This is a genomic window from Paraburkholderia sp. JPY465, from assembly GCF_050436725.1.
Classification (GTDB): domain Bacteria; phylum Pseudomonadota; class Gammaproteobacteria; order Burkholderiales; family Burkholderiaceae; genus Paraburkholderia; species Paraburkholderia youngii.
In genome coordinates, this window is the sequence record NZ_JBNDMT010000003.1 from 3,444,381 (window position 1) to 3,469,515 (window position 25,135).

General features: G+C 65.3%; 22 protein-coding genes and 3 pseudogenes. 16 read left to right on the forward strand and 9 right to left on the reverse strand.

All coding sequences use genetic code 11. From position 1 onward, the window contains the following. The first annotated feature begins 113 nt into the window (after positions 1–113). From gspG to QFZ94_RS30565, 10 genes and pseudogenes are all read left to right on the forward strand, one after another. Positions 114–578 (forward strand): type II secretion system major pseudopilin GspG, encoded by a 465-nt coding sequence (gene gspG, locus QFZ94_RS30520; RefSeq protein WP_013090996.1) that lies wholly within the window; start codon positions 114–116, stop codon positions 576–578. 176 nt (positions 579–754) lie between these two features. Next, on the forward strand, positions 755–1,294 hold the full coding sequence (locus tag QFZ94_RS30525; RefSeq protein ID WP_368584845.1) for a GspH/FimT family pseudopilin: 540 nt from the start codon (positions 755–757) through the stop codon (positions 1,292–1,294). A 52-nt stretch (positions 1,295–1,346) separates the two neighbouring features. After that, positions 1,347–1,739 carry a type II secretion system minor pseudopilin GspI gene (gspI, locus tag QFZ94_RS30530; protein ID WP_368584884.1) on the forward strand — a complete coding sequence of 131 codons (393 nt, stop codon included), beginning with the start codon at positions 1,347–1,349 and terminating at the stop codon, positions 1,737–1,739. Further along, complete coding sequence (locus QFZ94_RS30535; RefSeq protein ID WP_429461480.1) at positions 1,717–2,391, forward strand: PulJ/GspJ family protein; 675 nt, start codon at positions 1,717–1,719, stop codon at positions 2,389–2,391. Before gspI ends, QFZ94_RS30535 begins: the two co-directional genes overlap by 23 nt. Position 2,392: 1 nt before the next feature. Further along, complete coding sequence (gspK, locus tag QFZ94_RS30540) at positions 2,393–3,502, forward strand: type II secretion system minor pseudopilin GspK (protein ID WP_429461482.1); 1,110 nt, start codon at positions 2,393–2,395, stop codon at positions 3,500–3,502. Positions 3,503–3,530: 28 nt separating this feature from the next. Further along, positions 3,531–4,940: a type II secretion system protein GspL gene (gene gspL, locus QFZ94_RS30545; RefSeq protein WP_429461484.1), complete on the forward strand. Its 1,410-nt coding sequence runs from the start codon at positions 3,531–3,533 to the stop codon at positions 4,938–4,940. Continuing rightward, positions 4,937–5,440 carry a type II secretion system protein M gene (locus QFZ94_RS30550; RefSeq protein ID WP_368584841.1) on the forward strand — a complete coding sequence of 168 codons (504 nt, stop codon included), beginning with the start codon at positions 4,937–4,939 and terminating at the stop codon, positions 5,438–5,440. The genes gspL and QFZ94_RS30550 overlap by 4 nt, the downstream gene beginning before the upstream one ends. A 28-nt stretch (positions 5,441–5,468) precedes the next feature. After that, positions 5,469–6,248: a type II secretion system protein N gene (locus tag QFZ94_RS30555; RefSeq protein ID WP_368584840.1), complete on the forward strand. Its 780-nt coding sequence runs from the start codon at positions 5,469–5,471 to the stop codon at positions 6,246–6,248. A 204-nt stretch (positions 6,249–6,452) separates the two neighbouring features. Next, a complete protein-coding gene (locus QFZ94_RS30560; protein ID WP_429456375.1) occupies positions 6,453–6,611 on the forward strand; it encodes a hypothetical protein in 159 nt (52 codons plus the stop codon). 109 nt (positions 6,612–6,720) lie between these two features. Then, a pseudogene (locus tag QFZ94_RS30565) lies at positions 6,721–7,443 on the forward strand (reverse transcriptase domain-containing protein); the annotation flags it as partial. 519 nt (positions 7,444–7,962) lie between these two features. Here QFZ94_RS30565 and QFZ94_RS30570 read toward each other — a convergent pair. Next, positions 7,963–9,111: pseudogene (locus tag QFZ94_RS30570) on the reverse strand (recombinase family protein); the annotation flags it as partial. A 319-nt stretch (positions 9,112–9,430) separates the two neighbouring features. Here QFZ94_RS30570 and QFZ94_RS30575 point away from each other — a divergent pair. After that, positions 9,431–10,090 (forward strand): annotated as a pseudogene (locus tag QFZ94_RS30575) (group II intron maturase-specific domain-containing protein); the annotation flags it as partial. A gap of 120 nt (positions 10,091–10,210) precedes the next feature. Here QFZ94_RS30575 and QFZ94_RS30580 read toward each other — a convergent pair. Together QFZ94_RS30580 and QFZ94_RS30585 are read right to left on the reverse strand one after the other, a co-directional pair. Beyond that, complete coding sequence (locus QFZ94_RS30580; protein ID WP_429461486.1) at positions 10,211–11,806, reverse strand: efflux transporter outer membrane subunit; 1,596 nt, start codon at positions 11,804–11,806, stop codon at positions 10,211–10,213. Between the two features lie 257 nt (positions 11,807–12,063). Next, positions 12,064–12,468, reverse strand: coding sequence for a hypothetical protein (locus QFZ94_RS30585; protein ID WP_429461488.1), 405 nt, complete (start codon positions 12,466–12,468; stop codon positions 12,064–12,066). Positions 12,469–12,726: 258 nt separating this feature from the next. Here QFZ94_RS30585 and QFZ94_RS30590 point away from each other — a divergent pair, with 258 nt between their 5' ends. Further along, the gene (locus tag QFZ94_RS30590; protein ID WP_429461490.1) at positions 12,727–13,233 is read left to right on the forward strand and encodes a MarR family winged helix-turn-helix transcriptional regulator; all 507 of its coding nucleotides are present in this window, start codon (positions 12,727–12,729) and stop codon (positions 13,231–13,233) included. A gap of 212 nt (positions 13,234–13,445) precedes the next feature. Then, positions 13,446–15,008, forward strand: coding sequence for a DHA2 family efflux MFS transporter permease subunit (locus tag QFZ94_RS30595; RefSeq protein ID WP_429461491.1), 1,563 nt, complete (start codon positions 13,446–13,448; stop codon positions 15,006–15,008). 49 nt (positions 15,009–15,057) lie between these two features. On the opposite strand, the gene QFZ94_RS30600 is transcribed toward QFZ94_RS30595, so the two are convergent. The 4 genes from QFZ94_RS30600 to ada form a co-directional block, all read right to left on the reverse strand. Beyond that, positions 15,058–15,573, reverse strand: coding sequence for a hypothetical protein (locus tag QFZ94_RS30600; RefSeq protein ID WP_368584835.1), 516 nt, complete (start codon positions 15,571–15,573; stop codon positions 15,058–15,060). A 223-nt stretch (positions 15,574–15,796) separates the two neighbouring features. After that, positions 15,797–17,413 carry a glutamate--cysteine ligase gene (gene gshA, locus QFZ94_RS30605; RefSeq protein ID WP_429461494.1) on the reverse strand — a complete coding sequence of 539 codons (1,617 nt, stop codon included), beginning with the start codon at positions 17,411–17,413 and terminating at the stop codon, positions 15,797–15,799. Between the two features lie 213 nt (positions 17,414–17,626). Further along, the gene (locus tag QFZ94_RS30610; protein ID WP_429461496.1) at positions 17,627–18,553 is read right to left on the reverse strand and encodes a DNA-3-methyladenine glycosylase family protein; all 927 of its coding nucleotides are present in this window, start codon (positions 18,551–18,553) and stop codon (positions 17,627–17,629) included. Next, positions 18,550–19,710, reverse strand: coding sequence for a bifunctional DNA-binding transcriptional regulator/O6-methylguanine-DNA methyltransferase Ada (gene ada / locus QFZ94_RS30615; RefSeq protein ID WP_429461959.1), 1,161 nt, complete (start codon positions 19,708–19,710; stop codon positions 18,550–18,552). Before ada ends, QFZ94_RS30610 begins: the two co-directional genes overlap by 4 nt. 435 nt (positions 19,711–20,145) lie before the next feature. Between ada and QFZ94_RS30620 the strand changes: the two genes are divergently transcribed. Next, positions 20,146–20,571 (forward strand): VOC family protein, encoded by a 426-nt coding sequence (locus QFZ94_RS30620; RefSeq protein ID WP_368584832.1) that lies wholly within the window; start codon positions 20,146–20,148, stop codon positions 20,569–20,571. 43 nt (positions 20,572–20,614) lie between these two features. On the opposite strand, the gene QFZ94_RS30625 is transcribed toward QFZ94_RS30620, so the two are convergent. Beyond that, a complete protein-coding gene (locus tag QFZ94_RS30625) occupies positions 20,615–21,169 on the reverse strand; it encodes a YaeQ family protein (RefSeq protein WP_429461961.1) in 555 nt (184 codons plus the stop codon). A 142-nt stretch (positions 21,170–21,311) separates the two neighbouring features. Continuing rightward, complete coding sequence (locus tag QFZ94_RS30630; RefSeq protein WP_429461498.1) at positions 21,312–22,289, reverse strand: LysR family transcriptional regulator; 978 nt, start codon at positions 22,287–22,289, stop codon at positions 21,312–21,314. Positions 22,290–22,461: 172 nt separating this feature from the next. On the opposite strand from QFZ94_RS30630, the gene QFZ94_RS30635 reads away from it, so the two are divergent. Both QFZ94_RS30635 and QFZ94_RS30640 read left to right on the forward strand, forming a co-directional pair. Further along, positions 22,462–23,910 carry an aldehyde dehydrogenase family protein gene (locus QFZ94_RS30635; RefSeq protein WP_429461500.1) on the forward strand — a complete coding sequence of 483 codons (1,449 nt, stop codon included), beginning with the start codon at positions 22,462–22,464 and terminating at the stop codon, positions 23,908–23,910. A gap of 178 nt (positions 23,911–24,088) precedes the next feature. Beyond that, positions 24,089–25,093: an arabinose ABC transporter substrate-binding protein gene (locus tag QFZ94_RS30640; RefSeq protein ID WP_368584828.1), complete on the forward strand. Its 1,005-nt coding sequence runs from the start codon at positions 24,089–24,091 to the stop codon at positions 25,091–25,093. Positions 25,094–25,135: the final 42 nt, after the last annotated feature.

The following is a 25,135-nucleotide window of genomic DNA, read 5'->3' on the forward strand; positions in this document are numbered from 1 at the left end:
GAAAATTGCGGTGGGTTGAAAGCCTTCAACTACATGACATTAAAATGACCGGCCCGGCGTATTCAATCTGACAACCCGAGCCAAAAATTTCATCTGAAAAGAGGTAGCAAGCTATGCAACTGTCGACCATTCGCCGCGCTGACAACGCGGGTTCACGCGGCCGCCGTCAACGCGGTTTCACGCTGATCGAAATCATGGTCGTGATCGCGATTCTCGGCATTCTCGCCGCGCTGATCGTGCCGAAGATCATGAGCCGTCCGGACGAAGCGCGGCGCGTCGCCGCGAAGCAGGATATCGGCACCGTGATGCAGGCGTTGAAGCTCTATCGTCTCGACAACGGCCGCTATCCGACCCAGGAGCAAGGCCTGCGCGCGCTCATCGAAAAACCGTCCACCGACCCGGTGCCGAACAACTGGAAGGACGGCGGCTATCTCGAGCGTCTGCCGAACGATCCGTGGGGCAACGCGTATCAGTATCTGAATCCGGGCGTGCACGGTGAGATCGATGTATTTAGCTATGGCGCCGATGGCAAACCGGGCGGCGAAGGCAACGATTCCGACGTCGGGTCCTGGCAATAAGCACGCTGAACAGAGCATCCGCCAGGCTCGATGATGTTCACGCACGCACCCTCGTTGGCACAGGGTTGGCCGCTGGTCTCACCGGGCGCCCTGCCCGCCACGCCGCAATTTGCATGGCGCGACGAAGCGCGCGTGTTTCACCGATGCATTGCTGTTTGAATATTCGTTGATCGTCGATGGCCGGCACTATGCGCACGTCCGCTTGCAAGTCCCCCGTGGACACCCCGTGTACGGCTTCGCGGCCGCGCTACCGGCAACGCCGCGGCCGCGCGGCTGGCTTCACGCTGCTCGAAATGATGGTCGTGCTCGTGATCGCGGGCCTGCTCGTGTCGCTGACCGCGCTTACGATGACCCGCAATCCGCGCACCGATCTGAACGAAGAAGCGCAGCGTCTCGCGCTGCTGTTCGAATCGGCTGGCGACGAAGCGCAAGTGCGCGCGCGGCCGATCGCGTGGCAGCCGTTCGAGGGCGGCTTCCGTTTCGATCAGCGCACCCAGGACGGCTGGCGTCCGCTGCGTGACGATCTGCTCGGGCCGCGTAAGTGGGAAGGCGGCGTGACCAGTGTCGCGATCAGTTACCCGGGCTCGGATTCACATGCCGATCGCATCGTGTTCGGTACCGAGGCGATCGACGTGCCGGTGCAGGTCACGCTGTTTTCGGCGGCCGGACAGGCGACGATCGTCAGTACCGGCAATGGCCGCTACGAGGTGCGCTGACATGCGGATGCGTCGTTATGGCAGGCCCGCCCATGCCTCTTCTCTCTTCAACATGCGCGCTATCGCGTGCCACAACCAGCGCGGCTTCACGATGATCGAGGTGCTGGTCGCGCTCGCGATCATCGCGGTCGCGCTTGCCGCGTCGCTGCGCGCGGTCGGCAGTCTGGCGAGCGGCGAAGCCGATCTGCATCGGCGTCTGCTCGCCGGCTGGAGCGCGGACAACGCGCTCGCGGACCTGCATCTGAAGCATGCATGGCCGAACATTGGCTCGACGAGCTTCGATTGCTCGCAAGGCAATCTGCAATTGCGCTGTACCGAGCATGTGACGGCGACGCCGAATCCGGTGTTTCGCCGTGTCGAAGTGATGGTGACGATGCCGGGGCAATCCGGCAATCTCGCCCAGATGGTCACGGTGGTCGCGAATGAAGCCAACCGCTCGCTGTGAGCGCCGCCGCCGTTACGGCGCGCGCGGCTTCACGCTGATCGAACTGCTGGTCGCGATCGCGATCCTCGCGGTGATCGCCGTGCTGTCGTGGCGCGGGCTCGATCAGATCATCCGCGCCCGCACGACGATCACGAACGCGATGGAAGACGAGCGGGTGTTCGCGCAGCTGTTCGATCAGATGCGCATCGACGCGCGGCAGGCCGCCAGCGACGACGAAGCCAGCCAGACCGCGGTCTCGGTGTCGGGCAACACGCTGCAGATCGTGCGGCACATGGTGCTGCCGGGCGCCGCGCCGCGTCTGCAGGTGGTGCGCTATCAGATCTCGAACGGCCGCGTGGTGCGCTATGCGTCGCCGCCGATCGGCAACGTCGGCGACTTGCGGCGCGCATTGCACGGCAGCGACGAAGGCTGGAGCGCGGTGCCGCTGATGGGCGGCGTCGGCTCCATCTCGGCGCGCATGTACGTGCCAAAGCTCGGCTGGACCATCCAGATGAACGACGTGCAAACCGCGATGAACCAGGCCGTCAACAATCTGAAGGTGCCGCAGCTCGGCAACGCGCCGATGCCGCGCTCGGTGACAGGGCTCCAGGTCAGCATCGGCGCGACGTCGCTCGCACGGCCGATCACGCGTGTTTTTCTGGTCGGAGAATGACATGACGTTCTCCTCCTCATGGCCGAAGAAGTCCGCATCCGCTTCGCGCGCACGTGCACGCGAGCGGGGCGCGGCCATCATCAGCGCGCTGCTGGTCGTCGCGTTGTCGGCGATCCTCGTGTCCGGCATGTTGTGGCGCCAGCAGGTGCAGATCCGCCGCATCGAGAATCAGCGGCTGCTGTCGCAGGCGCAATGGGTCGCGCGCGGCGCGCTCGACTGGACCCGGCTGATCCTGCGCTCCGAGGGCGATACGTCGGCGGGCATCACGTATCTGGGCGGCTTGTGGGGCGTGCCGATCGCGAAAACGCGGCTGTCGGATTTTCTCGGCCAGATCGGCGAGGTGCGCGCTGAGCAAGGCGCGGCCACGTACCTGTCGGGCTCGATCGAGGACGCCCAGTCGAGATTCAATCTGCGCAATCTGGTCGCGAGTCCGGCGCCCGGCGTGACGCAAATCAGCGCCGAGCAGATGGCCGCGTATCAGCGCCTGCTGGTGTCGCTCGGCCTGAGCGGGCAGCTCGCCAAAGTGACCGCGCTGCATGTGCGCGCGGGACTGTCGCAATCGGCGACGCGCTTTCAGACCGGCACGTCGATCAGCAGCTCGCCGCAGGTCGGCGGCGGCGGTATGACGGGTGGCAACTTCACGAACCAGCCCGGCATCGAGGACGGCGAGGACAACGTGGCGGTCGCGCCGCTGCTAATGACGGGCGTCGATTCGCTGCTCGACATTCCGGGCTACACGCCGGAGATCGTCGCAAAGCTGCGGCCGTTCGTCACCGTGCTGCCGACCGTCACCGCGATCAACATGAACACCGCGTCGGCCGAAGTGATCGCGGCGGTGGTGCCGGGCATGACCGTGTCGCAGGCGCAGGCGTTGGTCGCGCGGCGCCAGACCGTGTTTTTCCGCAACGCCGGCGACGTGCAGCTCGCGCTGACCGCCGCCGGCGTGCAATCGGCGTCGATCGATCCGAATCAGTTCGACGTCAATTCGAGCTACTTTTTAGTCCACGGCAGTGTGCAGCACGAGCGCGCCGAAGTGGATCGCACGACGCTCGTCTATCGCGATCCGCTGACTCACACTACGCGTATCGTGCGGGTACAAGACCAACTATGAATAACGCAATCCACAGAGAGAGTGGCCTTTGAGCACGCTGATCGTCCTATTGCCGCCGCGTGATCCGGCGGTGCCCTCGCAGGAGTGGCAACTGCCCGAGCTACCGTTCGTGCTGCTCGATAAGGCCGGGCGCACGCAGCGCGCCGGCCGCTCGGCGCTCGCGCTGCTGCCGCGCGCGAACACGACGGTGCTGATGGTCGCCGCGCGCGACCTGCTGCTGATGCCCGCGACGCTGCCGCCGCTGCGCGGCCCGAAGCTGCGCCAGGCGCTGCCCAATATCGTCGAGGATCAACTGATCCAGGACCCGCAGACCTGTCATATCGCGGTCGATCCGCAGGGGCTTGGGGAAGGCCGGCACCTGCTCGCGATCATCGATCGCGGCTGGTTCCGTTTCATCTGCGAGGCGTTCACGGCGGCCGGTCATCGCAGCCTGCGCGCGGTGCCGGTCACGCGTTGCCTGCCGCCGGCGCCGGTGACCGAAGCCGCCGCGAACGTCGACGAAACCGCCGAGGCGCGCGAGCCGGTGCTGGCTGGCGCGGCGAGCGTCGCGACGTCGCTGCCGGGCGTCGCGCCGGTGGTCGCGCCCGAAGCGCCGTCCATCGTGCCGATGGTGGCCGCGGTGCTCGGTGCGGTCGTGCAGACCGCGCCCGCGCTGCTGGTTGAAGGCGCGGTCGACAGCGGCGTGCCGCGCGTCGAACTGGCGATTGCGCGCGGCGTGCAGGGCGAGGGTCTCGCGGCCCCGGCCAATGCGGTGAACGCGACGCTCTCCGCGCTGGCAGGGGCGGCGCCGGTGTCGCTGTACATGCTGACCGAAGTGCCGGGTAACGAGCCCAGCCACCCGACGACGAGTCCCGCGCGGCTCGCCTCGCATATCCACGGCGCGAGTCCGCTGCCGTTCGAGCAGCTCGCTCGGCGCGCGCTCGAATGCCGCTTCGACCTGTGCCAGTTCGAATTCGCGTCGCAGCCGTGGCGCCTCGATCGCGCGACGCTGCGGCGTCTACGTCTGCCGATCCTGCTCGCGGTCGCCGCGCTGGTCGTCGCGATCATCGGCGCGAACGTGCAGTGGCTGCTGCTCGCGCGTCAGCGCGACGCGATCAACCAGCAGATGACGGAGCTGCTGCTCAACACATTCCCGAAGACGACCGTCGTGCTCGATGCGCCCGATCAGATGGCGCGTCAGTTGCAACAGCTGCGCGTCGCGGCGGGCGAACTGTCGCCGGAGGATTTCCTGTCGCTTGCCGACGGCCTCGCGCGCTCGTTGGCGCCGCTACCGGTCAACGGCATCGCCGCGCTGGACTACCACGAGCACCGCCTCGACGTGACCTTCAAACCCGCGATCAAGGTCGACCCCGACTTCGCCAAGCGCCTCGCGCGCAACGGCCTGACCGGCGCGATCGACAGCAGCACCGGCAAGTGGACCATCAGGAACGGACAATGAAAGCTGAACTCGCTCAAACATGGGCTGGCTTCTGGGACCAGCGCACCGATCGCGAAAAGGCGCTGCTGACCTGGGGCGGTGCCGCGCTCGCGGTGGCGATCGCGTGGTCGGTGCTGTGGGCGCCCGCGCAGGAAGGCCGCGCGCATCTGCGTCAATCGCTGCCCAGCCTGCAGCGGCAGCTCGCGCAGATGACCGCGCAAGCGAACGAGGCGCGATCGCTGTCGGCGGCCGCGCAAGGTGTCGCACCGACCGGCGCGGCGCTGAAGGACGCGCTCTCCGCGTCGCTCGGCGAACACGGCCTCGCCGCGACGCAGGTGCAGTTCGTCGGCAACGCGGTGCAGGTGCAGATGAAAAACGTCGCGTTCCCGGCCTGGACCGCGTGGGTCGATGACGTTCGCAAGCAGTTCAAGGTGCAGGTCTCCGAGGCGCACATCACCGCGCTGAAAGACGACGGCCAGGTGGATCTGACGGTCGCGCTGCAACCGTCGACCGCGAAATAACGACGCGCCGCTCGGTACAGGATCTCGCATGAATTACTGGATGTGGCGCCTGCGTAGGGCGCTGCCGTGGCTGGTGGTCGCCGTTTTGTCGGCGGCGGCCGTGACGCTCGCGTTGCTGCCGGCCGCCTGGATTACGCCGCAATTCGCGCGGCAAACGCATGGACACGTCAATCTCGTCGACGCCGAGGGCTCGCTGTGGCACGGCTCGGCGACGCTGATGCTGGCCGCCGGCTCCGATTTGAGCGCGGCGACGCTGCTGCCTGGGCGGATCGAGTGGCGCACCGCGTTCTGGCCGCTTTTCACCGGCCGCGTGCGCATGGTCATGCGCCATAGCGACGCAATGCCCGACCCGATCACGGTCGATGTGACGCCGCGCGGCGCAACCGTCACGCCGGGCGTGCTCGCAGTGCCGGCGTCGCTGCTCGCGGGGCTGGGCGCGCCATTCAACACGCTCGATCTGCAGGGCAATGTGCAGCTGTCGTGGACCGACTGGCGCAGCTTCAACGGCGAAGCGTTCGGCCAACTGACGATGACGCTCGCCGACGTCAGCTCGCGTGTGTCGCTCGTGAAGCCGCTCGGGTCGTACCGGGTCAGGTTTCAGGCGCAGGGCAAGTCGTCGGCGCTCGATCTGAGTACGATCAAGGGCCCGTTGACGCTGACCGGCAGCGGCACGGTGTCGGCCGCATCGACGTCGTTTCGTGGCACGGCGAGCGCCGCGCCGGAACAGCATGACAACCTCGCCGGCCTGCTGAACCTGCTTGGCCGGCCGAGCGGGCCGGATACGGTGGCGCTGACCTTCATGCACTGAGGTGCGCTTCGCACGCGTAGCGCGATGAAAAAGAGGCATGGCCGCGAGTCGCGGCCATGCCTCTTCTGTTTCGTGCGCCCAGCATGGGCGCATTCCTGCGGGTGTAAGTCCCGCCATAAGCTGGTCACAGCGAATGAAGTGAAGCGCAACTGCACGAGGGCGACCGGATGTGGGGAGGAAGCGTGGAGCGTAAATCGCGAGCCGATGAACAAGAACCGTATAGAAGGCGCTGCCGAGCAGGGCGAGCGGGCGAAAAACCGCGAAGCTCTCGTGACCAAGGTGAAGTGGCGTAGATGCGGCGGTTGTGCGATGAAGGAGTGCGTTCTTACCTGGGGAGGCCTCGCCTCATGCCTGAAAGGGTGACGGCGTCGAGCCGGAGCGAGGAGTCAGCAGAGGCCGTAGTAGTCACAGGACAGGTCGATGAGTCCGAAGCTGGTGACGAAGGGCCAAACGGGAAGGAGTGTCCAGCGTCATGTCGATGCGACAGGTACTGCGTCAGAAGCCCGTGCAAGCGGGGCGAGCGGGAGGCACACGCGGTGAAGCTGCGTCTATGCCCGTGAGCGACGAAGCCTGTTGCCCGCGCCATGAATCCGGGGACACAGGGTCAGCGCTGCTGATGGCGGCGCTGACGAGAGAGAACCTGAAGCAGGCATTCAAACGGGTACGGGCCAACAAGGGAGCCGCTGGCGTGGACGGTCTGGACATTGACCAGACGTCGCGCCATCTGGTGACGGCGTGGCCGGCGATCCGTGAACAGTTGCTGAAGGGGACGTACCGGCCCAGCCCGGTACGGCGGGTGACGATCCCGAAACCGGACGGAAGCGAGCGCGAGCTTGGCATCCCGACGGTGACGGACCGGCTGATCCAGCAGGCGCTGCTGCAGGTGCTGCAACCGGTTCTGGACCCCACCTTCAGCGCGCACAGCTATGGTTTCCGGCCCGGACGGCGTGCGCACGATGCGGTGCTTGCCGCGCAGTCGTACGTGCAGTCGGGCCGGCGAATCGTGGTGGACGTTGATCTGGAGAAGTTCTTCGACCGGGTCAACCACGACATCCTGATCGACCGTCTACAGAAACGTATTGGGGACGCCGGGGTGATCCGGCTGATCCGGGCGTATCTGACGAGCGGCATCATGGATGGCGGTGTGGTTCAGCAGCGCGAACAGGGCACGCCGCAGGGCGGGCCGGTTACGCCGCCTACAATGTTGCATACTTTTCTCTCCTGCGTCTGAGTCGGTCGAATTTTCGCTGCCGCGAACCGGCGGTTGCGGATCGACACGGAACACGACGACGATCTCGTCCTTGTGGATTTCTACGCGCTTGACCAGGCCCAGAACGATCTTGCGTTTCGTTTCAAGATCAATCGCATCCAGCTTTTCAGTGACGGCGGCTGCAAACTCCTCAAGCCGGTTAATGACGAGAAACAGCTCGCTTTGCATCGCGCCGTGGCGCCGTGATTCCTGGATCTGCTGTTCAATCTGTGCGAGCCGACTCTTCAACTGCTGCATCCTTGGCTCGAAGTCAGCCTTGTCGATGATACCGTCGGAGTAGCCGTCGATCAGTCGCGATTTGCTCTTTTGGAGCTGAAGCCGCTGCTTTTCCAGACTGCCGGTATCGAAGCCGCGCTTTTCGCTACGCTCCATCACGTCGAGTCGACGTTCATACTCTTCTTTCAGTCGATCGGGATGCCTGAGCAATTCCACAACCTGATGCCATACCAGCTCATCGAGCTTGTCTGTCCGTACCTGCAGGTTGTCGCAGATACGTTCGCCGCCGAACCGGTAGGCGTCGGTTCCAACGCAGCGGTAATAGGCATAGTCTCGATGATGTCCCTTGGCCGCCGACTTGCTCACTTTCTTCGCGTAGTAGGCGTAACGGCACTGCCCACAAACAGTGAGCCCCTGCAGCAGGCGAAGCGGCGCATTATCCCGGCGCTGGCGTGCCAGCTTGCGGTTCTCGGCAAGCTGCTCCTGAACGATTTCGAACAGTGCTTCGCTGACGATTGCTGGCACCGGAATTTCGATCCACTGCTGCCGGTCCGCGCGTTTCGCTGAATACGGTTTCCTGGGCACGCAGGCGCTGTGACGCTGGGCACGCACGCGCACCTGATGATCGCACGCCTGCGTTTTGCCAAACGCAGCCCGCCCCATGTACGCCGGATTACGCAAGATGCCCCATACCACGCTGCGGTCCCAGTACGGCTTGCCCGATGCCGTCACGGTACCGGCCTCGCCAAGCCGACGTATCACTTCTCCGAGGCTCAGGCGCTCCAGCCCGACCCACTCGAAGATCGCTTTCACCGTGGCGGCTTGCGGCAGTTCGATGACGTACCGGGCTGGCGTCCCGTCGAGCTGTCTTCGGATATAGCGGTAGCCGTAAGGCGCCCCTGATAGCACGTTGACGGTACCGCGTTTCGCGCCGTGAAGCTTGCCGCGGCGGTGACGCTCTGCGATTTTTGCCCGCTCGTACTCCGCTATCATGCCCTGCATCTGCAGCAGCAGTGATTCTTCCGGCGTCGTGCCAATTGCATGATTGAGAAACACGACCTGTACGCCGCACGAGGAGAATTCCTCCATCAACAGGGCCTGGTGCGCATATTTGCGCGCCAGGCGGTCTGGCGCGAGGATGTACAGCCGATCGACCGTCCCGAGCGCGGCGGCGTCGCGCAGGCGCTCCAATTGCGGCCTGACCAGCGTTGCACCGCTCACCCCGGCATCGACGAAGCACATGTCCTCCACAATCTGCGCCCCGTCGGCCTGAATTCGTTCTTTCAATGCAGCGATCTGGCTGTCTATCGTGCCGCGTTTGCTTTGCTGCTCGGATGACACGCGCGCGTAAAGCGCGACCATGGCAACGTTGCTCATCGTTTCCCTCGCTTCATCGCTTTCGCCGTTGCTGGCCTTGCATCCGATGCGCGCCTCGTGCTTCGGGCATCAATCGGACTGAGCTGATCATAGGCCTTCTCCAGTTGTTCGCTGGAATAGCGGTTCGGCTCGAAAGCGAGACGCACTCGCCAGTGTTTGCGTCGTCCCCGTGTCATCGACTGGGCTCCCGGTTAGCGGGAGCAACGGCCTCAAGCACGAGAACCGCATTACTGGCAGGACATTCTCTGGACCATGGCGCCAGACACTCCCTCGATATGCGAAGGCCCCATCTTACCCGCGAGTTTGCTATGTTGTTGCCGGGGCTCTATCGCCGTTGCTGGCCAACGTGTTGCTCGACGAGGTGGACAAGGAACTGGAGCGGCGCGGTCACTGCTTCGCGCGCTATGCCGACGACGCGAACGTGTACGTTCGCAGTCGGCGCGCGGGCGAACGGGTGATGGCGTTGCTGCGGCGGCTGTACGGGCGACTGCGTTTGAAGGTCAACGAGACCAAAAGCGCAGTGGCCAGCGTGTTTGGACGCAAGTTCCTGGGCTACAGCTTCTGGGTGGCACCCGGACGCGAGGTCAAGCGCCGCGTGGCGGACAAACCGCTGGCGACGTTTCGGCAACGCATCCGGGAACTGACCGCTCGTTCATGCGGGCGCAGCCTGCGGGAAGTGGTGCGACAGGTACGCGCGTACCTGCTGGGCTGGAAGGCGTACTTCCGTCTGGCGCAGACACCGAAGGTCTGGCGTGAGCTGGACAAGTGGTTGCGTCACCGACTGCGCGCAATCCAGCTCAAGCAGTGGAAGCGCGGTACGACGATGTACCGCGAACTGCGCGCGATGGGCGCCGCCGTTGATGTGGCGCGACGGGTGGCGGCCAACGGCCGTCGCTGGTGGCGCAACAGCGGCAGGCTGCTAAGCAGACTGTTCACGGTGGCGTGGTTCGACCGGCTGGGTTTGCCCCGTCTCTCATGACCTCAACTTCCCGAACCGCCCGGTGCGGACCCGCATGCCGGGTGGTGTGGCAGGGGCGCAGCCCGATGGCTGCCCCCTATGCCGATTGTGGTGATGCTGCGCGGCGGGCGCAGCGGACAACTATTTGCTTTGTACCCGCGCTTGCGGCGCGTTGCTCTGTGCGATGGACGCCGCGCCGACTGCCGCAGCCGCAGCCGCCGGAGCCGATGCCGGCAGCGGCGCGGGCGCCGCGACATCGCCGGTCTCGCGATTCATCTGCGACGCGTCCCAGCCGCCGCCGAGCGCCTTCACGAGCCCCACCGACGACACCATCCGCTGCCCGGCGATATTCTCGAGCTTCTGTTCGGCCGTGAACGCGGTGGTCTGCGCGGTCAGCACATTGACGAAGCCGACCGTACCCGCCTTGTACTCGTTCGTCACGATTGCGAGCGCCTGGCGCGCCGAGTCGACCGCCTGCCGCTGGACGACGATTTCCTGCTCGAGGATGCGCAGCGACGCGAGGTTGTCCTCGACGTCCTGGAACGCGGCGAGCACCGTCTGCCGATAGCTTGCGACATCCGCGTCATAGGTGGCGCGCGCGGCCTCGGTTTGCGCCTTGCGCAGGCCGGCGTCGAAGATCGTCCCGGCCAGTTGCGGGCCGAGCGTCCAGAAGCGCGACGGCAACGACAGCAATTGCGAGAACACCGAGTTCTCGAAGCCTCCGGTCGCCGATAGCGTGAGCGACGGGAAGAACGCGGCGATCGCCACGCCGATCTGCTCGTTGGCCGCCGCGGCCTTGCGTTCCGCCGATGCGATATCCGGCCTGCGTTCGAGCAGCGCGGACGGCATCTGCGCGGGCACGGCGGGCGGCGTCGCGGTGAGCGGCATCGGTGGCAGCGAGAACATCGACGCGGGCACGCCGATCAGCACCGCGATCGCGTGCTCGTCCTGCGCGCGCTGGATGCCGTTCTCGATCGCGGCGGCCTGCGCCGATTGCAGCTGCGTTTGCGCCTGGATCACGTCCGAGCGCGCGGCGACGCCGGCCGCGTACTGATTCTGCGTGAGCTGCAGCGAGCGCTGATAGGCGAGAACGGTGTTGTCGAGCAGCTTCTGCGTGGAGTCGAGCGCGCGCAGCAGGAAGTAGGTCTGCGCGAGCGTTGCCTGAGCGGACAGGCGCGCGTTTGCGAGTTCGGCGGCCGCGCCCTGCTGGCCGGCTTTCTGCGCGTTGACCGAGCGCGTGACCGAGCCCCACAGGTCCGGCTCCCAGCTCGCCGTCATCTGGACGTTGAAGCTGTTATTGATGCCTTCGCGACTCGTCGCCGTCGTCGCATTGCCGCCGGTTTGCGAGCCATTGCCCGAGCGGGTCGCGCCCGCCGACGCACCGATGGTCGGGAAGTACGCCGCCCGCGCTTCGCCGACGAGCGCGCGCGCCTGCCGGTAGTTCGCGGCAAATTGCGCGATGGTCTGGTTCGCGGCGTTGAGCTTGTCTTCGAGTTCGTTGAGCTTCGGGTCTTCGTAGATCGCCCACCAGTCGCCGCGGTCGTGCTGATCGGCGGGTTCCGCAACCTTCCAGCCGGGCGCGGCCTCCTTGAACGACGCGGGGATCTCGGTGGCCGGCCGCTGATAGTTCGGGCCGACCGCACAGGCGGTGACGAGTGCCGCGCAGGCCGCGCTGACGGCAAGGGACAGGACGCGCGGCGCAAATGCCCGCGCGGGCGGGATTCGAACAGACTGCATGCAATGAATTCCTTCTGGACGCCGCGGTATGGCCGGGAACGGCGCCACCGGCCGGGCGAGATCGTGGTCTGCCGGAATGTTAGCGTATGGGCCCGCGCGAGCGCGGGAAACTGAAAGCTGGAAGGTTAATGCGAGGCGGTGCGCAGGTGTGTTACTTGCAGCAACGCGATGGTTACGCGTTGTTACTGGCGCAGCGAGGGGCGGCGGGTTTGTGTGTTTGAAATAGCGAGAAAAGCGCGCGGCGAACCGGTGCGCCTTCAGAGCCTCGTTTCCGTGGACTGGGCCTGCTGGCGTTGACGCTGACGTTGACTCGCGAGCTTGCCAGCCGAGGCGCGGCACGACGCACCGCCGGATGCGAGGCAAACGTTGCCGCTGTTGGCCGTCGCGGCGACGACGTCTTCCGTCTCAATCGGCAGGCTTTTCTTCGGCGACACGATTTCGCTGGACTGGCCGAGCGCGGCCTTGCCTTTCTTCGCCCGCTTCGACTCCCGTCGATGCTCGGCCCAGGCGAGCAGCGCGACGCCCGCCGACCCGCCCGGCAGCACGAACAATCCCGCGAACAGCGCGAGCTTCCACCAGCGGTGCCGGCCTTGGAAGCTATGGAGTGCGGAATCGGTCAGTGAGCGGCTGAGGCCGCCAAGCGTGTGTTTGAGGTACTGCATCGGGGGAATCCTTTGGCGCGCGTCGCGAGGCGGGCGGCGTGCGGTCGATCGGTCAGAACATGGTCTCGAATGGCGCAGGACGCGCGAAACTCATTGCTTGTCATAATATTGACTGGGCAAGCAAATTTCAAGATACTGTGCGGTGCAAAAGATTCGACTGTTGTTTTTAGGTTGGCCCGGTTGCGCACCGCAAAATGTGATTTGACTTGTCTGCTTAGGCAGCTAAACTTCGTCTTGCGTGGACGTTTCGGATACCCCATGGTTGATGGCCCCTACAAAGCGGATGAAGTCGAGCTCACGAGCAGTCTTGGCTACTACCTGACGAAAGCGCGCAATGTGCTGGTCGAGCGCACGGACCGTGCGGTCAAGCCCCTCGGACTCACCGCGCAGCAGATCGGCGTGATTCTGATGCTGTCGTCGCGACGCGCGAGCACGCCTTTCGAGCTGTCGCGCGCGATGTCGTACGACAGCGGCTCGATGACGCGACTGCTCGATCGTCTGGAAAAGAAAGGCTTCGTCGTGCGCACGCGCAGCAACGACGACCGACGCATGGTGAAACTGGAGCTGACACCGCAGGGCCATGAGGCCGCACGGCAGTTGCCGAACCTGGGCGCGACCGTGCTGAACGACCAGCTGCGCGGCTTTACCGCCGAAGAACACGCGACGCTGATTCACCTGCTCGCCCGTTTCATCGCAAACGGTCCCGAGGGGGAAGCCGACGTGGGTTGCGGTCCGGCCCCACCGTCGGACGAGCCGCGGCGATGAGCCGAAGCATGCGTCGAGGCGCGGTCGTCGTCGGATGGCGGTGGCGCTTCATCACGAAGTACTAGCAAGACAATCACAAGGCACCTTTTCAAGGCGCCATTGTCACCAGATATCTGTCTGGGCAGAGGGTGATGCGGCATGTAAGCATCATGTCCAGGACACCCGATAAAGCTGCCGCGACAAGCATTTGCCGCCTGAGGAGAACCCAACCTATGGATGCCACGGCTTCCAACGCCGCGCTGCCCGCAGCCGAAGCGGCCCCACTCAAAGGCGGCACGCTCGCGCTGCTGACCGTCGGCCTTGCGCTCGGCACCTTCATGGAGGTGCTCGACACGTCGATTGCGAACGTCGCGGTGCCGACCATTTCTGGCAGTCTCGGTGTCGCGGCCAGTCAGGGTACCTGGGTGATCTCGTCGTATTCGGTCGCCTCGGCGATCGCCGTGCCGCTGACCGGCTGGCTCGCGCGACGCGTCGGCGAGGTACGGCTCTTCACGCTGTCGGTGCTGCTGTTCACGATCGCGTCGGCGGCCTGCGGTTTTGCGCATAACTTCGAATCGCTGATAGCCTTCCGGCTCGTGCAAGGGCTCGTGTCCGGGCCGATGGTGCCGCTGTCGCAGACGATCCTGATGCGCTCCTACCCGCCCGCGAAACGCGGCCTCGCGCTCGGCTTATGGGCGATGACCGTGATCTGCGCGCCGATCTTCGGCCCGGTGATGGGCGGCTACATCACCGATAACTTCACGTGGCCGTGGATCTTCTATATCAACGTTCCGATCGGCCTGTTCTCGGCGTTCTGCGCATATCTGCTGCTGCGTGGCCGCGAGACCCAGACGACGCGCCAGCGCATCGACGTGGTGGGCCTCGTGCTGCTCGTGACCGGCGTGTCTTGCCTGCAGATGATGCTCGACCTCGGCAAGGACCGCGACTGGTTCAACTCGACGTTCATCGTCGCGCTCGCCGTGATCGCGCTCGTGTCGATCGCGTTCCTGCTCGTGTGGGAGTTGACCGAGGATGAACCGATCGTCGACCTGTCGCTGTTCAAGGATCGCAATTTCGCGCTTGGCGTCGTGATCATTTCGTTCGGCTTCATGGCGTTTTTCGGCTCGGTGGTGATCTTTCCGCTATGGCTGCAAACGGTGATGGGCTACACGGCGGGCCTCGCGGGTCTCGCCACGGCTCCGGTCGGACTGCTCGCGTTGTTTCTATCGCCGATGATCGGCAAGAACATGCATCGGCTGAATCTGCGCATGGTCGCGAGCTTCGCGTTCATCGTGTTCGCGATCGTGTCGTTCTGGAACTCGACGTTCACACTCGACGTGCCGTTCGGCCACGTGATCCTGCCGCGGCTCGTGCAGGGTATCGGCGTCGCATGCTTCTTCGTGCCGATGACGACGATCACGCTGTCGAGCGTGCCCGACGAGCGCCTGGCGAGCGCGTCGGGTCTGTCGAACTTTTTCCGCACGTTGTCGGGCGCGATCGGCACTGCGATCAGCACGACGTTCTGGGAAAACGACACGATCTATCACCACGCGATGCTCGCCGATACGGTCAACACGTATTCGGCCAACACCAACGCCTATACCAATGCGCTCGCGGGCGCCGGGCTGTCCGGCGACAGTCTCACCGCGCAGTTGAACCAGGTAGTGACGAGCCAGGCGTACATGATGGCCACCAACGACTTTTTCCGCATCTCGTGCGCGGCGTTTATCGTGCTGGCGTTGCTCGTGTGGATCACCAAGCCACGCAAGGGCAGCGGACCCGCGCTAGGACACTGAAGCAAGCGCGCCGCAGCGGCGAATGCATCGCCGCTGCCGCCAGCTTCAGCTATTGCGACATCGCCTCGCCATTCGGCAGCCTGCTGCTCTTTCCGGGAATCGTCTCCGGATGCGTCGTATCGGGCGCGTTCTGCGATGGCGTCGCACTGCCTTGCGGCGCGCTGGCGGCTGTGCCAGTGGTGCCTCTCACATACTGCTTGAAATCCGCACCGGCTTCCCAGGGATTCGGCTTGCAGCCGAGCGAGCTGTCGCAGTGCGCGGAGAAGCCGATCGTAACGGTGCCATCGGGTTCCGAGGCACGCGTGATCTGAAACGCGAGAGCGCGCTTGCCACCGTCGGGACCGGTGGTCTGGATCAGCGAGTCGTTAGCGGTCTCGATCTTGTACTTCGAATGACTCGCGACCCACGATTGCGCCCGTTGCCACCAGAGGTCGCATTCGGCCTTGGTCGAACACGTCAATGGCTTGGTCGCGATCTGCATGACGTCCGGATTGACCTGACCCTGCGTTGAGCATCCCGCAGTCGCTGCGAGACACAGTGCGGCCAACAGAGCTTTGTTCTTCACGTCGATACCTCCCCCCTGTGGAGCCTGTCATATTATTTTGGACCACCCCATCGAAGCGGTGTTTCACCCAGATCAGAGAATCGCGACGACGCGTGGAGAATTTGCCGATTGCGCGCGCTCGAAGAGCGCAATCCGTAGAGCTTACTTGCGGGTTTCGAACGACAAAGAAAAAGCGGCCACGGGGGCCGCTTGATCACATCTCGAGTTGTTGCGGTCCGAGCGCTCAGACACTGAAGCGATTGAGCGTATAGGCACGATACGCAGCGACGAACGCGTCGAACGAACCAACTTCTTCGCGTTCGAGCTTCGCCTGTTCGTCGAGCGATCGCACCGCGAGCTCCGCAAACGCCTTGGACTGCGCGGCATCGAGCGGACGCGCGCGGAAGTACGCGGCGTGCGCTTCGCTTTGCGCGAGTCCGAACGCGAGAAAGCTTTGTTGCTGGTCACGCATCGTTTGCAGCACGCGCGCCGATGGCGTCAGCGATACGTCCGCGAGCTTCGCGCGTTGCGCGGCGACCGCGCGTGCGTGTTCGACGCCGCCCTTCAACCTATCGAGCACGGCCGCCGCCGCGTCGATCTTCGCGAGCAATTCGTCGGCCCAGTCGGTCATCGCGACCGGCTTGCCGTCGCGAACCAGTTCGAGGCCCGGCTTGCGGCCTTCCATCGTCACGCGGCCGAAGTTCTGATTCGCTTCGGTGTACGCGGGCGGAGGCAGCGGCGCGCTGTCGTCGAGCGCGCATACGAGCAGGTAGGCATCGAGAAAGCGCGATGTTTCGAGCGAAATCCCGGTCGGCTCGAACGGATCGATGTCCATGCAACGCACTTCGACGTATTGCACGCCGCGCACGGCGAGCGCATGCAGCGGCCGCTCACCCGGATACGTGACGCGCTTCGGACGGATCGTCGAATAGAACTCGTTTTCGATCTGCAGCACGTTGGTGTTGATCTGCACCCACTCGCCGTCGCGTTGCGTACCGATCTGCTCGTAGGCGGGATATGGCTGGCTCACGGCTTTCGCGAGCGCGTCGAGATAGCCGGGCAGCGTGTCGTAGTCGGCGTGCAGCGCGGCTTGCGCGGTCGTGTTCGAATAGCCGAGATCGCTCATGCGCAGGCTCGTCGCGTACGGGCGATACAGCGTGTCGGCGTCGAACGTGTCGAGCGTGTGTTTGCGATCGCGGAGGAATCGACGATCGAGCGCCGGCGACGCGCCGAACAGATACATCAGCAGCCAGTTCGTGCGGCGGAAATTGCGGATCAGCGCGAGGTAGCGGTCGGACTGAAAGTCGACCGCGTTCGCGGTGGATTGCTGATCGGCGTGCAACAGGCGCCACACTTCTTCGTTCAGCGAATAGTTGTAGTGGATGCCCGCGATGCACTGCATCGTGCGGCCATAGCGCAGCGCGAGGCCGACCCGGTATACGTACTTCAGCTTGCCGATGTTCGACGTGCCGTAGTGCGCGATCGGAATGCCGTCGTCGGTGGCGGGCAACAGCCCCGGCATCGAGTTGTTCCACAGGATCTCGTCGCCGAGCTCCGCATAGACGAAACGATGCAGCACGTCGAGCTGCGCGAGCGTTTCAGCGGCGTCCTGCTCGGCCGGCGTGATCAGCTCGAGCAGCGCCTCGGAGTAGTCGGTCGTCAGCGACGGATGCGTGAGCGCGGAACCGAGCGCGCGCGGGTGCGGCGTCATCGCGAGCTGGCCGTCGCGCGTGACGCGCAGGCTTTCCCTTTCGATGCCGCGCAGGCCGCGTATCAGCACATCGCGCTGCGGGCTCGAGTCGAGCACGGACAGGCGGTGCGAAAGCGCGTCGGTCGTGCCGGATGGTGTGGTGTTTGGCATTGATGCAAATCGGGCGTTGCCGGTCGCCGTGTATCGCCAGACGATTCACAGACGATACAGCGGCTGACAACGTTCGGCGGAATTTTCAGTAGCGGGCACTTTAACATCTCGCCAGAACGGCTGCTTGCGGCCGCTTCGGCGGGGTTTGACCGCGCATGTCGGGGTCATGCTGAACTACGCCGTCGCCATCAGCACGTCGTGACGACGCTCAGCTCAACTCACGCCGCCGCGCGCCGCGCCCGCCCGATCCGCTACCTCGTTCCACAGATGCATCGCGGCGTACGCGCGATACGGCCGCCATGCGTCGCTGCGGGTGCGCTGCTGTGCGGGCCGTATCAGCGAAGGATCGCGCGCACAGATCGATTGCATCAGCACGAGATCCGACGCGGGCCATGCATCGGGATCGCGCCATGCGCGCATCGCGACGTATTCGACGGTCCATGGGCCGATGCCCGCGAGCGCGAGCAACGCGGCGCGCAGGCTCGCGGCGTCGACGGTGTCGCTGCTGTCGAGCGGCACGTCGCCGCTCGCGACCGCGCGCGCGAAACCCTGCAACGCGGCGACGCGTTTGCCGGGCATGCCGATTTGCGCGAGATCGACTTCGGCTAGCGCGGCCGGCGTCGGAAAACGCCACGCGGTGTTCTCATGCGGATGGCCGTCGATGCGTTGGCCCGCGCGCTGCACGAGCCGTCCGATGATGGTCGTCGCGGCCTTCACGCTGACCTGCTGACCGACGATCGCACGCACCACCAGTTCGAAGCCGGACCACGCGCCCGGCACCCGCAGGCCAGGCACCGCCGCGACGAGCGGCGCGAGCCACGGGTCCGCGGCGAGTCCGGCGGCGATCTTCTTCGGATCGGCGCGCAGATCGAACATCTTCGCGATCGGCGCGGCGAGTGCGTCGGCATGCCGGCTCGCCGGCCCTTCGATGCTCGCGACGATGCAGCGCTTGCGCGGATGCAAGCGCACGCTGAGTGTGCCGCTGTCGCCGTCCCAGTCGATCGCGCGACGATACGCGCCATCCTCGACGGCTTCTACGCCGGGCGTCGCGCGGCCGCTGAAAAAACGCAGCAGCCGCGGCCAGTCGAACGGTGCGTTGAACGGTAATTCGAGAGTTGCGACGTCGTTAAGCGTGCTCAAGCGGCGTGATCCAGTTTGGAGTGGCGGGAATCGGCATCGGTGCGGCTTGCGTGGCCGCGCGGCGCGTCGTCGGCTGGAGCGCCGCCTGCGTGCTGCGCCTCATTGTCGAGCAACGCGGCCTTGCGCGGCAGCCCCCAGCGATAGCCGGCGAGCGCCCCGCCCTTCTGCACGACGCGATGGCAAGGAATCGCGAGCGCGACCGGATTGGTCGCGCATGCGCTCGCGACGGCGCGCACCGCGCGCGGCGAGCCGACCGCCTCGGCGATCTGCGAGTAGCTGCGCGTTTCGCCGTACGGGATGCGTCGCAAAGCATCCCAGACGCGCTGCTTGAACGCGGTCGACGCGATATCGAGCGGCAAGTCGAAGTCCTGGCGCGTGCCGCGCAGATAAGCATCGATCTGCGCGATGAACGGCGCGAGCCGCCCGGCGTCTTCGCGCAGCTCGGCGTTCGAGAACTCGCCGCGCAATTCGTCGATCAGCAGCGTGGTGTCGTCGCCGAAACCGATCTTGCAGATGCCCTTATCGGTCGCCGCGACGAGCACGAAGCCGAGCGAGGTCGGCGCGCTCGCGTAGCGCACCGTGAGCCCGGCGCCCTTGCGGCGGTAAGCGGACGGCGCCATGCCGAGCTCGGCCGGCGCGCTGTCGTACATGCGCGACGGCGAGCCGAAACCGGCGTCGAGTGTCGCGCGCGTGACATCGGCGCCGCCCTGCAGCGCATCGCGAAGCGCGGCACCGCGCTGCGCCGCCTGGTACTGACGCGGCGACACGCCGACCACGCGCTTGAACAGGCGCTGCAAATGGAACGGGCTCACGTGCACGGCGTCGCTCAGTTGCGAGAGCGTGAGACGCTGCTGCGGATCGGCGTCGAGCGCGGCGCATGCCCTCGCGACGATGTCGAGCTCGCGTGGCAGGCCGCCGGGCTGGCAGCGCTTGCAATCGCGAAAGCCCGCGGCGCGCGCGGCGGCGGCATCGGTGAAGAAGGCGACGTTTTCGCGACGCGGCTGGCGCGATGCGCACGACGGCCGGCAGAACACGCCGGTCGTTCGGACCGCGTAGAAGAACGCGCCGTCGGCATCCTGGTCGCGGTGGGTGACGGCGTCCCAGCGCTCGTCGTCGGTGCGCCACTGGGCCGCGTCGACGTCGGCGGCGGTGCGCATCGGGGTGGAATTGCGAGTGGTGGCGTTCATGATGTCCTGGGGCCCGGATGGGCAGTCAGTGTCGATGCTCATCAATCTAGGCCCGTTCGCTACACAGTACGCGCCGGTTCTTGCTCTGTCATTCGGACGCGCTTGCCCTTAGGGGTAGTGGGGTCAAACCCGGCAAATCGCGGTCCGAAGCACTGTGGAACGCCCCGCGGCCGGGCGTTTTGCCTCAAAGTGCGACAATTTCGCACGATGTCGGGTTTTCCCTTAAAAAGTTATTGCGTCGCACCAAGCCGGTGTGTATATTAGTACCTGTCTCCTCCATGTCTCCTCCTGATATGGATTCAGCCCGCTCCATTTGAGCGGGCTTTTTTTTGCCCGCCGATCCGCCCCCGCCCTTTCTCCTACACTTCCTAATCGGTTCTCCGAACTAGCGAAAGGGCGTTCCACATGAAAATCCACATTCGCGAGATCGACCACGTCGTGATCCGGGCGACGCACGTCGACACCCTCGCGCGCTTTTACTGCGACGTACTCGGTTGCAGCCTTGAAAAGGAGCAGCGCGAACTCGGCCTCACGCAACTGCGCGCGGGCCGATCGCTGATCGATCTGCTGCAGGTCGGCGCGAAGCTAGATCGGGCGGAAAACGGTGAGGCGGGCACCGGGCGCAACATGGATCACCTGTGTCTGCGCGTCGAGTCGTTCGACGCCGACGCGCTGAAGGCGCATCTGAGCGCGCATGGCGCGCGGCTCGGCGAACAAGGGGTGCGTTATGGCGCGGACGGGTTCGGACCGTCGCTGTATCTGTTCGACCCGGAGGGCAACATGGTCGAACTGAAGGGGCCGCCCGAGGCGGCGCGAGTCACGTCGCTCTGAAAGCGAAAACGAAACTGCTCAAAACCGGTTCAGACCGGTTCCATCACGCGTCGGCGGGCGCTTTCAGTACGGTCCAGTCGATCTTCACCGCGTCGGCTTCGGCACTGCCGAGCCAGGCTTCGCCGTCCTGCACCGTGCACTGCAGCCGCATCGTGCGTTCGGCGAGCGAGCCGAGCGATGCCGCGACTTCCTCGCCGAGCGTCCAGACCGTCACGTTGCGGAGCCGTTCGACCTTGTTGCGCACGCCTTGCCACCAGATTTCCGAGGTTCGCCCGCCATACGCGATCACGACCACGCGATTGGCGCGGCCGCTCGCCTTCGCGATGCGGCGCTCATCGGGCTGACCGACCTCGATCCAGGTGTCGATCGCGCCGGTCAGGTCCTTCGCCCACAGATCCGGCTCGTCGACATCCGACAAACCTTTGCAAAACTCCAGCCGCTCCTGCGCGAACAGCGCGAACGCGGCGACGCGGACCATCATCCGTTCGTCGGTTTCCGAGGGGTGACGGGCGATCGTCAGCGAATGGTCGGCGTAATAGTGCCGGTCCATGTCCGCGATCTGCAATTCAGCCTTGTATATCGTCGATTTGAGAGCCATACCGTTGCTAAACCAGGCGCTCGCTCCGCCGGAGCGCAGCGAAAATGAATCGTCGACGGCGCGTTGCCGTTTCTGGTGTTTGCTGTACATCGTCTGTTCCTCCCGCGCCGTCAGCCGGTGCCTATGACACAGAAGGAAGCATTTAGCGGGCCACCACCGTTTCCATGGCGGTGCCGTACACGTCGCGAGCCGCCTCCCGCAGCGCCTCGAGCACGACGGCGGCCGCCGGAGACAACAGATGCGACTGGCGCGTGATGATACCGAATGTGTCCATCCTGCACGGTAAATCGATCGGTACGCGTTTCAACACCCCGTACTGTTGGTACTGACGCGCCACTTCGTCGGGCAATACCGCCAACATGTCGCTTTGCAGCAGCAGGCTAGAAATCGCGAGGAAGTTGTTCGTATTGACGACGTTCTGCGGCGGATTCAGGCCGATCTGCGAAAACATCAGATCGAAGCGGTGGCGCAGCACGCTTCCCGGCGGATGCAGCACCCACGCCGCGTTGACGATACCGCGCAGCGTCAATCCCGTTTCGTTTTCGAGCGGATGGCCGGGACGCGCGACCACGCACAGCGGTTCGTCGGCGAGCGGTTCGTAGCGCACGTCGGTCTTGAACTGGTTATGCCGTTCGAGCACGCGGCCGATCATGATGTCGAGCTCGCCTTCGGCGAGCCGCGGCAGCATCACGTCGGAGGTCTCGACCTCGGTCCAGATCTGCAGCTGCGGATAACGCTCCTTCACGCTCGCGATCGCGCGCGGCACCATCGTCGCGGCGGCCGCCGCGATCACGCCGATGCGCACCTGACCGGCGAGCCCCGAGCGCAGCGCCGAGATTTCGTCGTGCGCCTGGCTCAGGTTCGACAGCACCATGCGCGCGTGGCGGATCATCACCTCGCCATACAGCGTCGCGTGCATACCGTGCGGCGTGCGGTCGAACAGACTCACGCCGAGCATGTCCTCGAGCTCTTTCAACAAGCGCGACGCGGCCGGCTGTGTCATGCCGAGCACGTCGGCCGCGCGGCGCACGTTGCCCTCCTCCTCCATCGCGGCAAGCAGCAGCAACTGGCGCGTCTTCAGCCGCGCACGCACGAACCAGTTCGAATAGCTACGCGTCATCGCAGGGGTCTCCAGGTTTTTATGAGCGATGTTTGTACGTTCTTCGTCCGAAGTTCCCATGATGCCATATCGAAACTGATATCGGAGAGGCCAAAAAAGGGATTGGAAAGTTATTGGGACGGCTCATACCATTCGTGGACTTTTGTGAACTTCCGGTGCGCCTTTTCCGCCGATGAACCGCGATCCGCTCGTCCCGCTCGTTGCCAGCCCGTTTCGCCATTACATCAATGGCGGATGGGAGACGGGTGCGACCGCGGGCGTGTCGCTCAATCCGTCGGATCTGGACGAACCCGTCGGCGAATACGTGCGCGCCGACGTGCGGCAGACCGACAGCGCGATCGAGGCCGCGCACGCGGCGTTTCGCGACTGGTCGCTCGCCTCCGCGCAGCGCCGCGCCGACGCGCTCGACGCGATCGGCAGCGAAATGCTCGCGCGCCGCGACGAACTGGCGCGCCTGCTCGCGCGTGAAGTCGGCAGGGTGCTGCCCGAGGCGCTCGCCGAGGCGACGCGCGCGGGGCAACTGTTCAAGCTGTTCGCGGCCGAAGCGCTGCGCGCGTTCGCCGAACCGCTCGCGTCAGCGCGTGCCGGCGTCGAAATCGACGTGACGCGCGAGCCGCTCGGCGTGGTCGGCGTCATCACGCCGTGGAGCGCGCCGCTCGCGATCGCCGCGGCGAAGATCGGTGCCGCGCTCGCGCACGGCAACTGCGTCGTCTACAAGCCGGCCGAATCGGTGCCGGCCTGTGCGGCGGCGCTTGCGTCGATCATCAGTCGCGCGGGCTTGCCGGCCGGTGTGTTCAACCTCGTGATGGGCAGCGGCCGCAAAGTCGGTGCGCGAATCGTCGCGCATCCGCTCGTCGCCGCGATCAGCTTTACCGGTTCGTCCGATACCGGCACGCGTGTGCTGCAGGCTGCCGCGACGCGCCAGGCGCGGGTGCAACTCGAGATGGGCGGCAAGAATCCGTTCGTCGTGCTGGCCGACGCCAATCTCGACGGCGCGGTCGATGCGGCGCTGACCGGCGCCTTCAGCGCGACGGGCCAGCGCAGCACCGCGGCCGCGCGGCTGATCGTCGAACGCGCGGTGTTCGCGCAATTCGTCGACGCATTGCAGGCAAAGCTCGCGAAACTCAGCGTCGATCACGCGCTGAAGCACGGCACCGACATCGGCCCGGTGGCGAACGCCGCGCAGCTCGAACGCAATCTCGAATACGTGCGCATCGGCGAGCAGGAAGGCGCGCAGTTGCTGCGCGGCGGACGGCAGCTGGAGCGCGCGACGCGCGGCTATTTTTTCGAGCCGGCGCTGTTTATCGGCGAACCCGAGCATCGCATCGCGCGCGAAGAAATTTTCGGGCCGCTCGCGGTCGTGCTGCGCGCGGACGATTATGAACACGCGCTGCATCTCGCGAACGACACCACCTACGGATTGTGCGCAGGCATCTGCACGCGCTCGCTCGAACGCGCGCGGCATTTTCGCCGCCACGTGCAGAGCGGTCTCGTCACGATCAACCTGCCGACCACGGCCGTCGAGCATCACGGACCCGGCGGCGGACGCAAGGCGTCGGCCTATGGCGCGAGCGATGCCGCGTTCTGGACCGCCGTGAAAACGGCTTACGTGGCGGGCTAGCACCGATGAGCCGCACCACGTTTTTCGCCGTGCCCCTGGCCGTGCGCCCCGCTTTACGAATCGCCCGGCCTGCCGAGCCCAGATCCAACCAGATCCGCGCGTCGGCTGACGCCGCCCGCGTTACCCCGCTGCAACTACCACGACATCAATGCAGCTTTTCAACCTCAGGAGACAGTAGATGACCAGCAAGCTTCGCCGTTTGACTCTGACCGCGATGGCCGCCGCCGCCCTCGCCGCCCCGTTTGCCGCGCAACTGTCCGCGCATGCGGATGAGCCGCTCAAAGTCGGCTTCCTCGTGAAGATGCCGGAACAGGCGTGGTTCATCAACGAACAGAAAGCCGCGACCGCTCTCGGCCAGAAGGACGGATTCTCGGTCGTCAACATCGGTACGCCCGACGGCGAAAAAGTGTTGGCCGCGATCGACAACCTCGGCGCGCAAGGCGCGAAGGGCTTCGTGATCTGCGCGCCCGACGTGCGTCTCGGTCCGGCGATTCAGGCACGCGCGAAGCGCTACAACATGAAGTTCGTGACCGTCGACGACCAACTGGTCGATTCGACCGGCAAGCCGCTTGCGAACGTGCCGCACCTCGGCATGTCGGCGTTCAAGATCGGCAATCAGGTCGGCACGGCGATCTCCGAGGAAATGAAGCGCCGCGGCTGGAAGCCAGAGGAAGTCGGCGCGCTGCGCATCACCGACTACGAACTGCCGACCGCGAAGCTGCGCACCGACGGTGCGACCCAGTCGCTGCTCGCCGGCGGCTTCAAGAAGGAAAACATCTTCGACGCGCCGCAGAAAACCACCGACGACGAAGGCGGCTTCAACGCGGTGTCGCCGGTGCTCGCGCAGCATCCGAACATCAAGAAGTGGGTGATCTTCGCGCTCAATGAAGAAAGCGTGCTCGGCGGCGTGCGCGCGACCGAACAGCTGCACATTCCGGGCACGGACGTGATCGGCGTCGGCATCAACGGCGCGGGCGAGGCGTTCGCCGAATTCCAGAAGAAGGAACCGACGGGCTTCTACGGCACGATCGCGGTCAGCTCGACGAACCACGGCAAGGAGAGCACTGAAAACCTCGTCGAATGGATCAAGGACGGCAAGCAGCCGCCCGCCGATACGCAGACTACCGGCAAGCTGATGGTCCGTAGCAACTGGCAGGACGTGCGCAAGGAACTGGGTATTTAAGCGAAGTTCTCGCAGCAGACGGCGGGCCGCATCGCGCGTTGC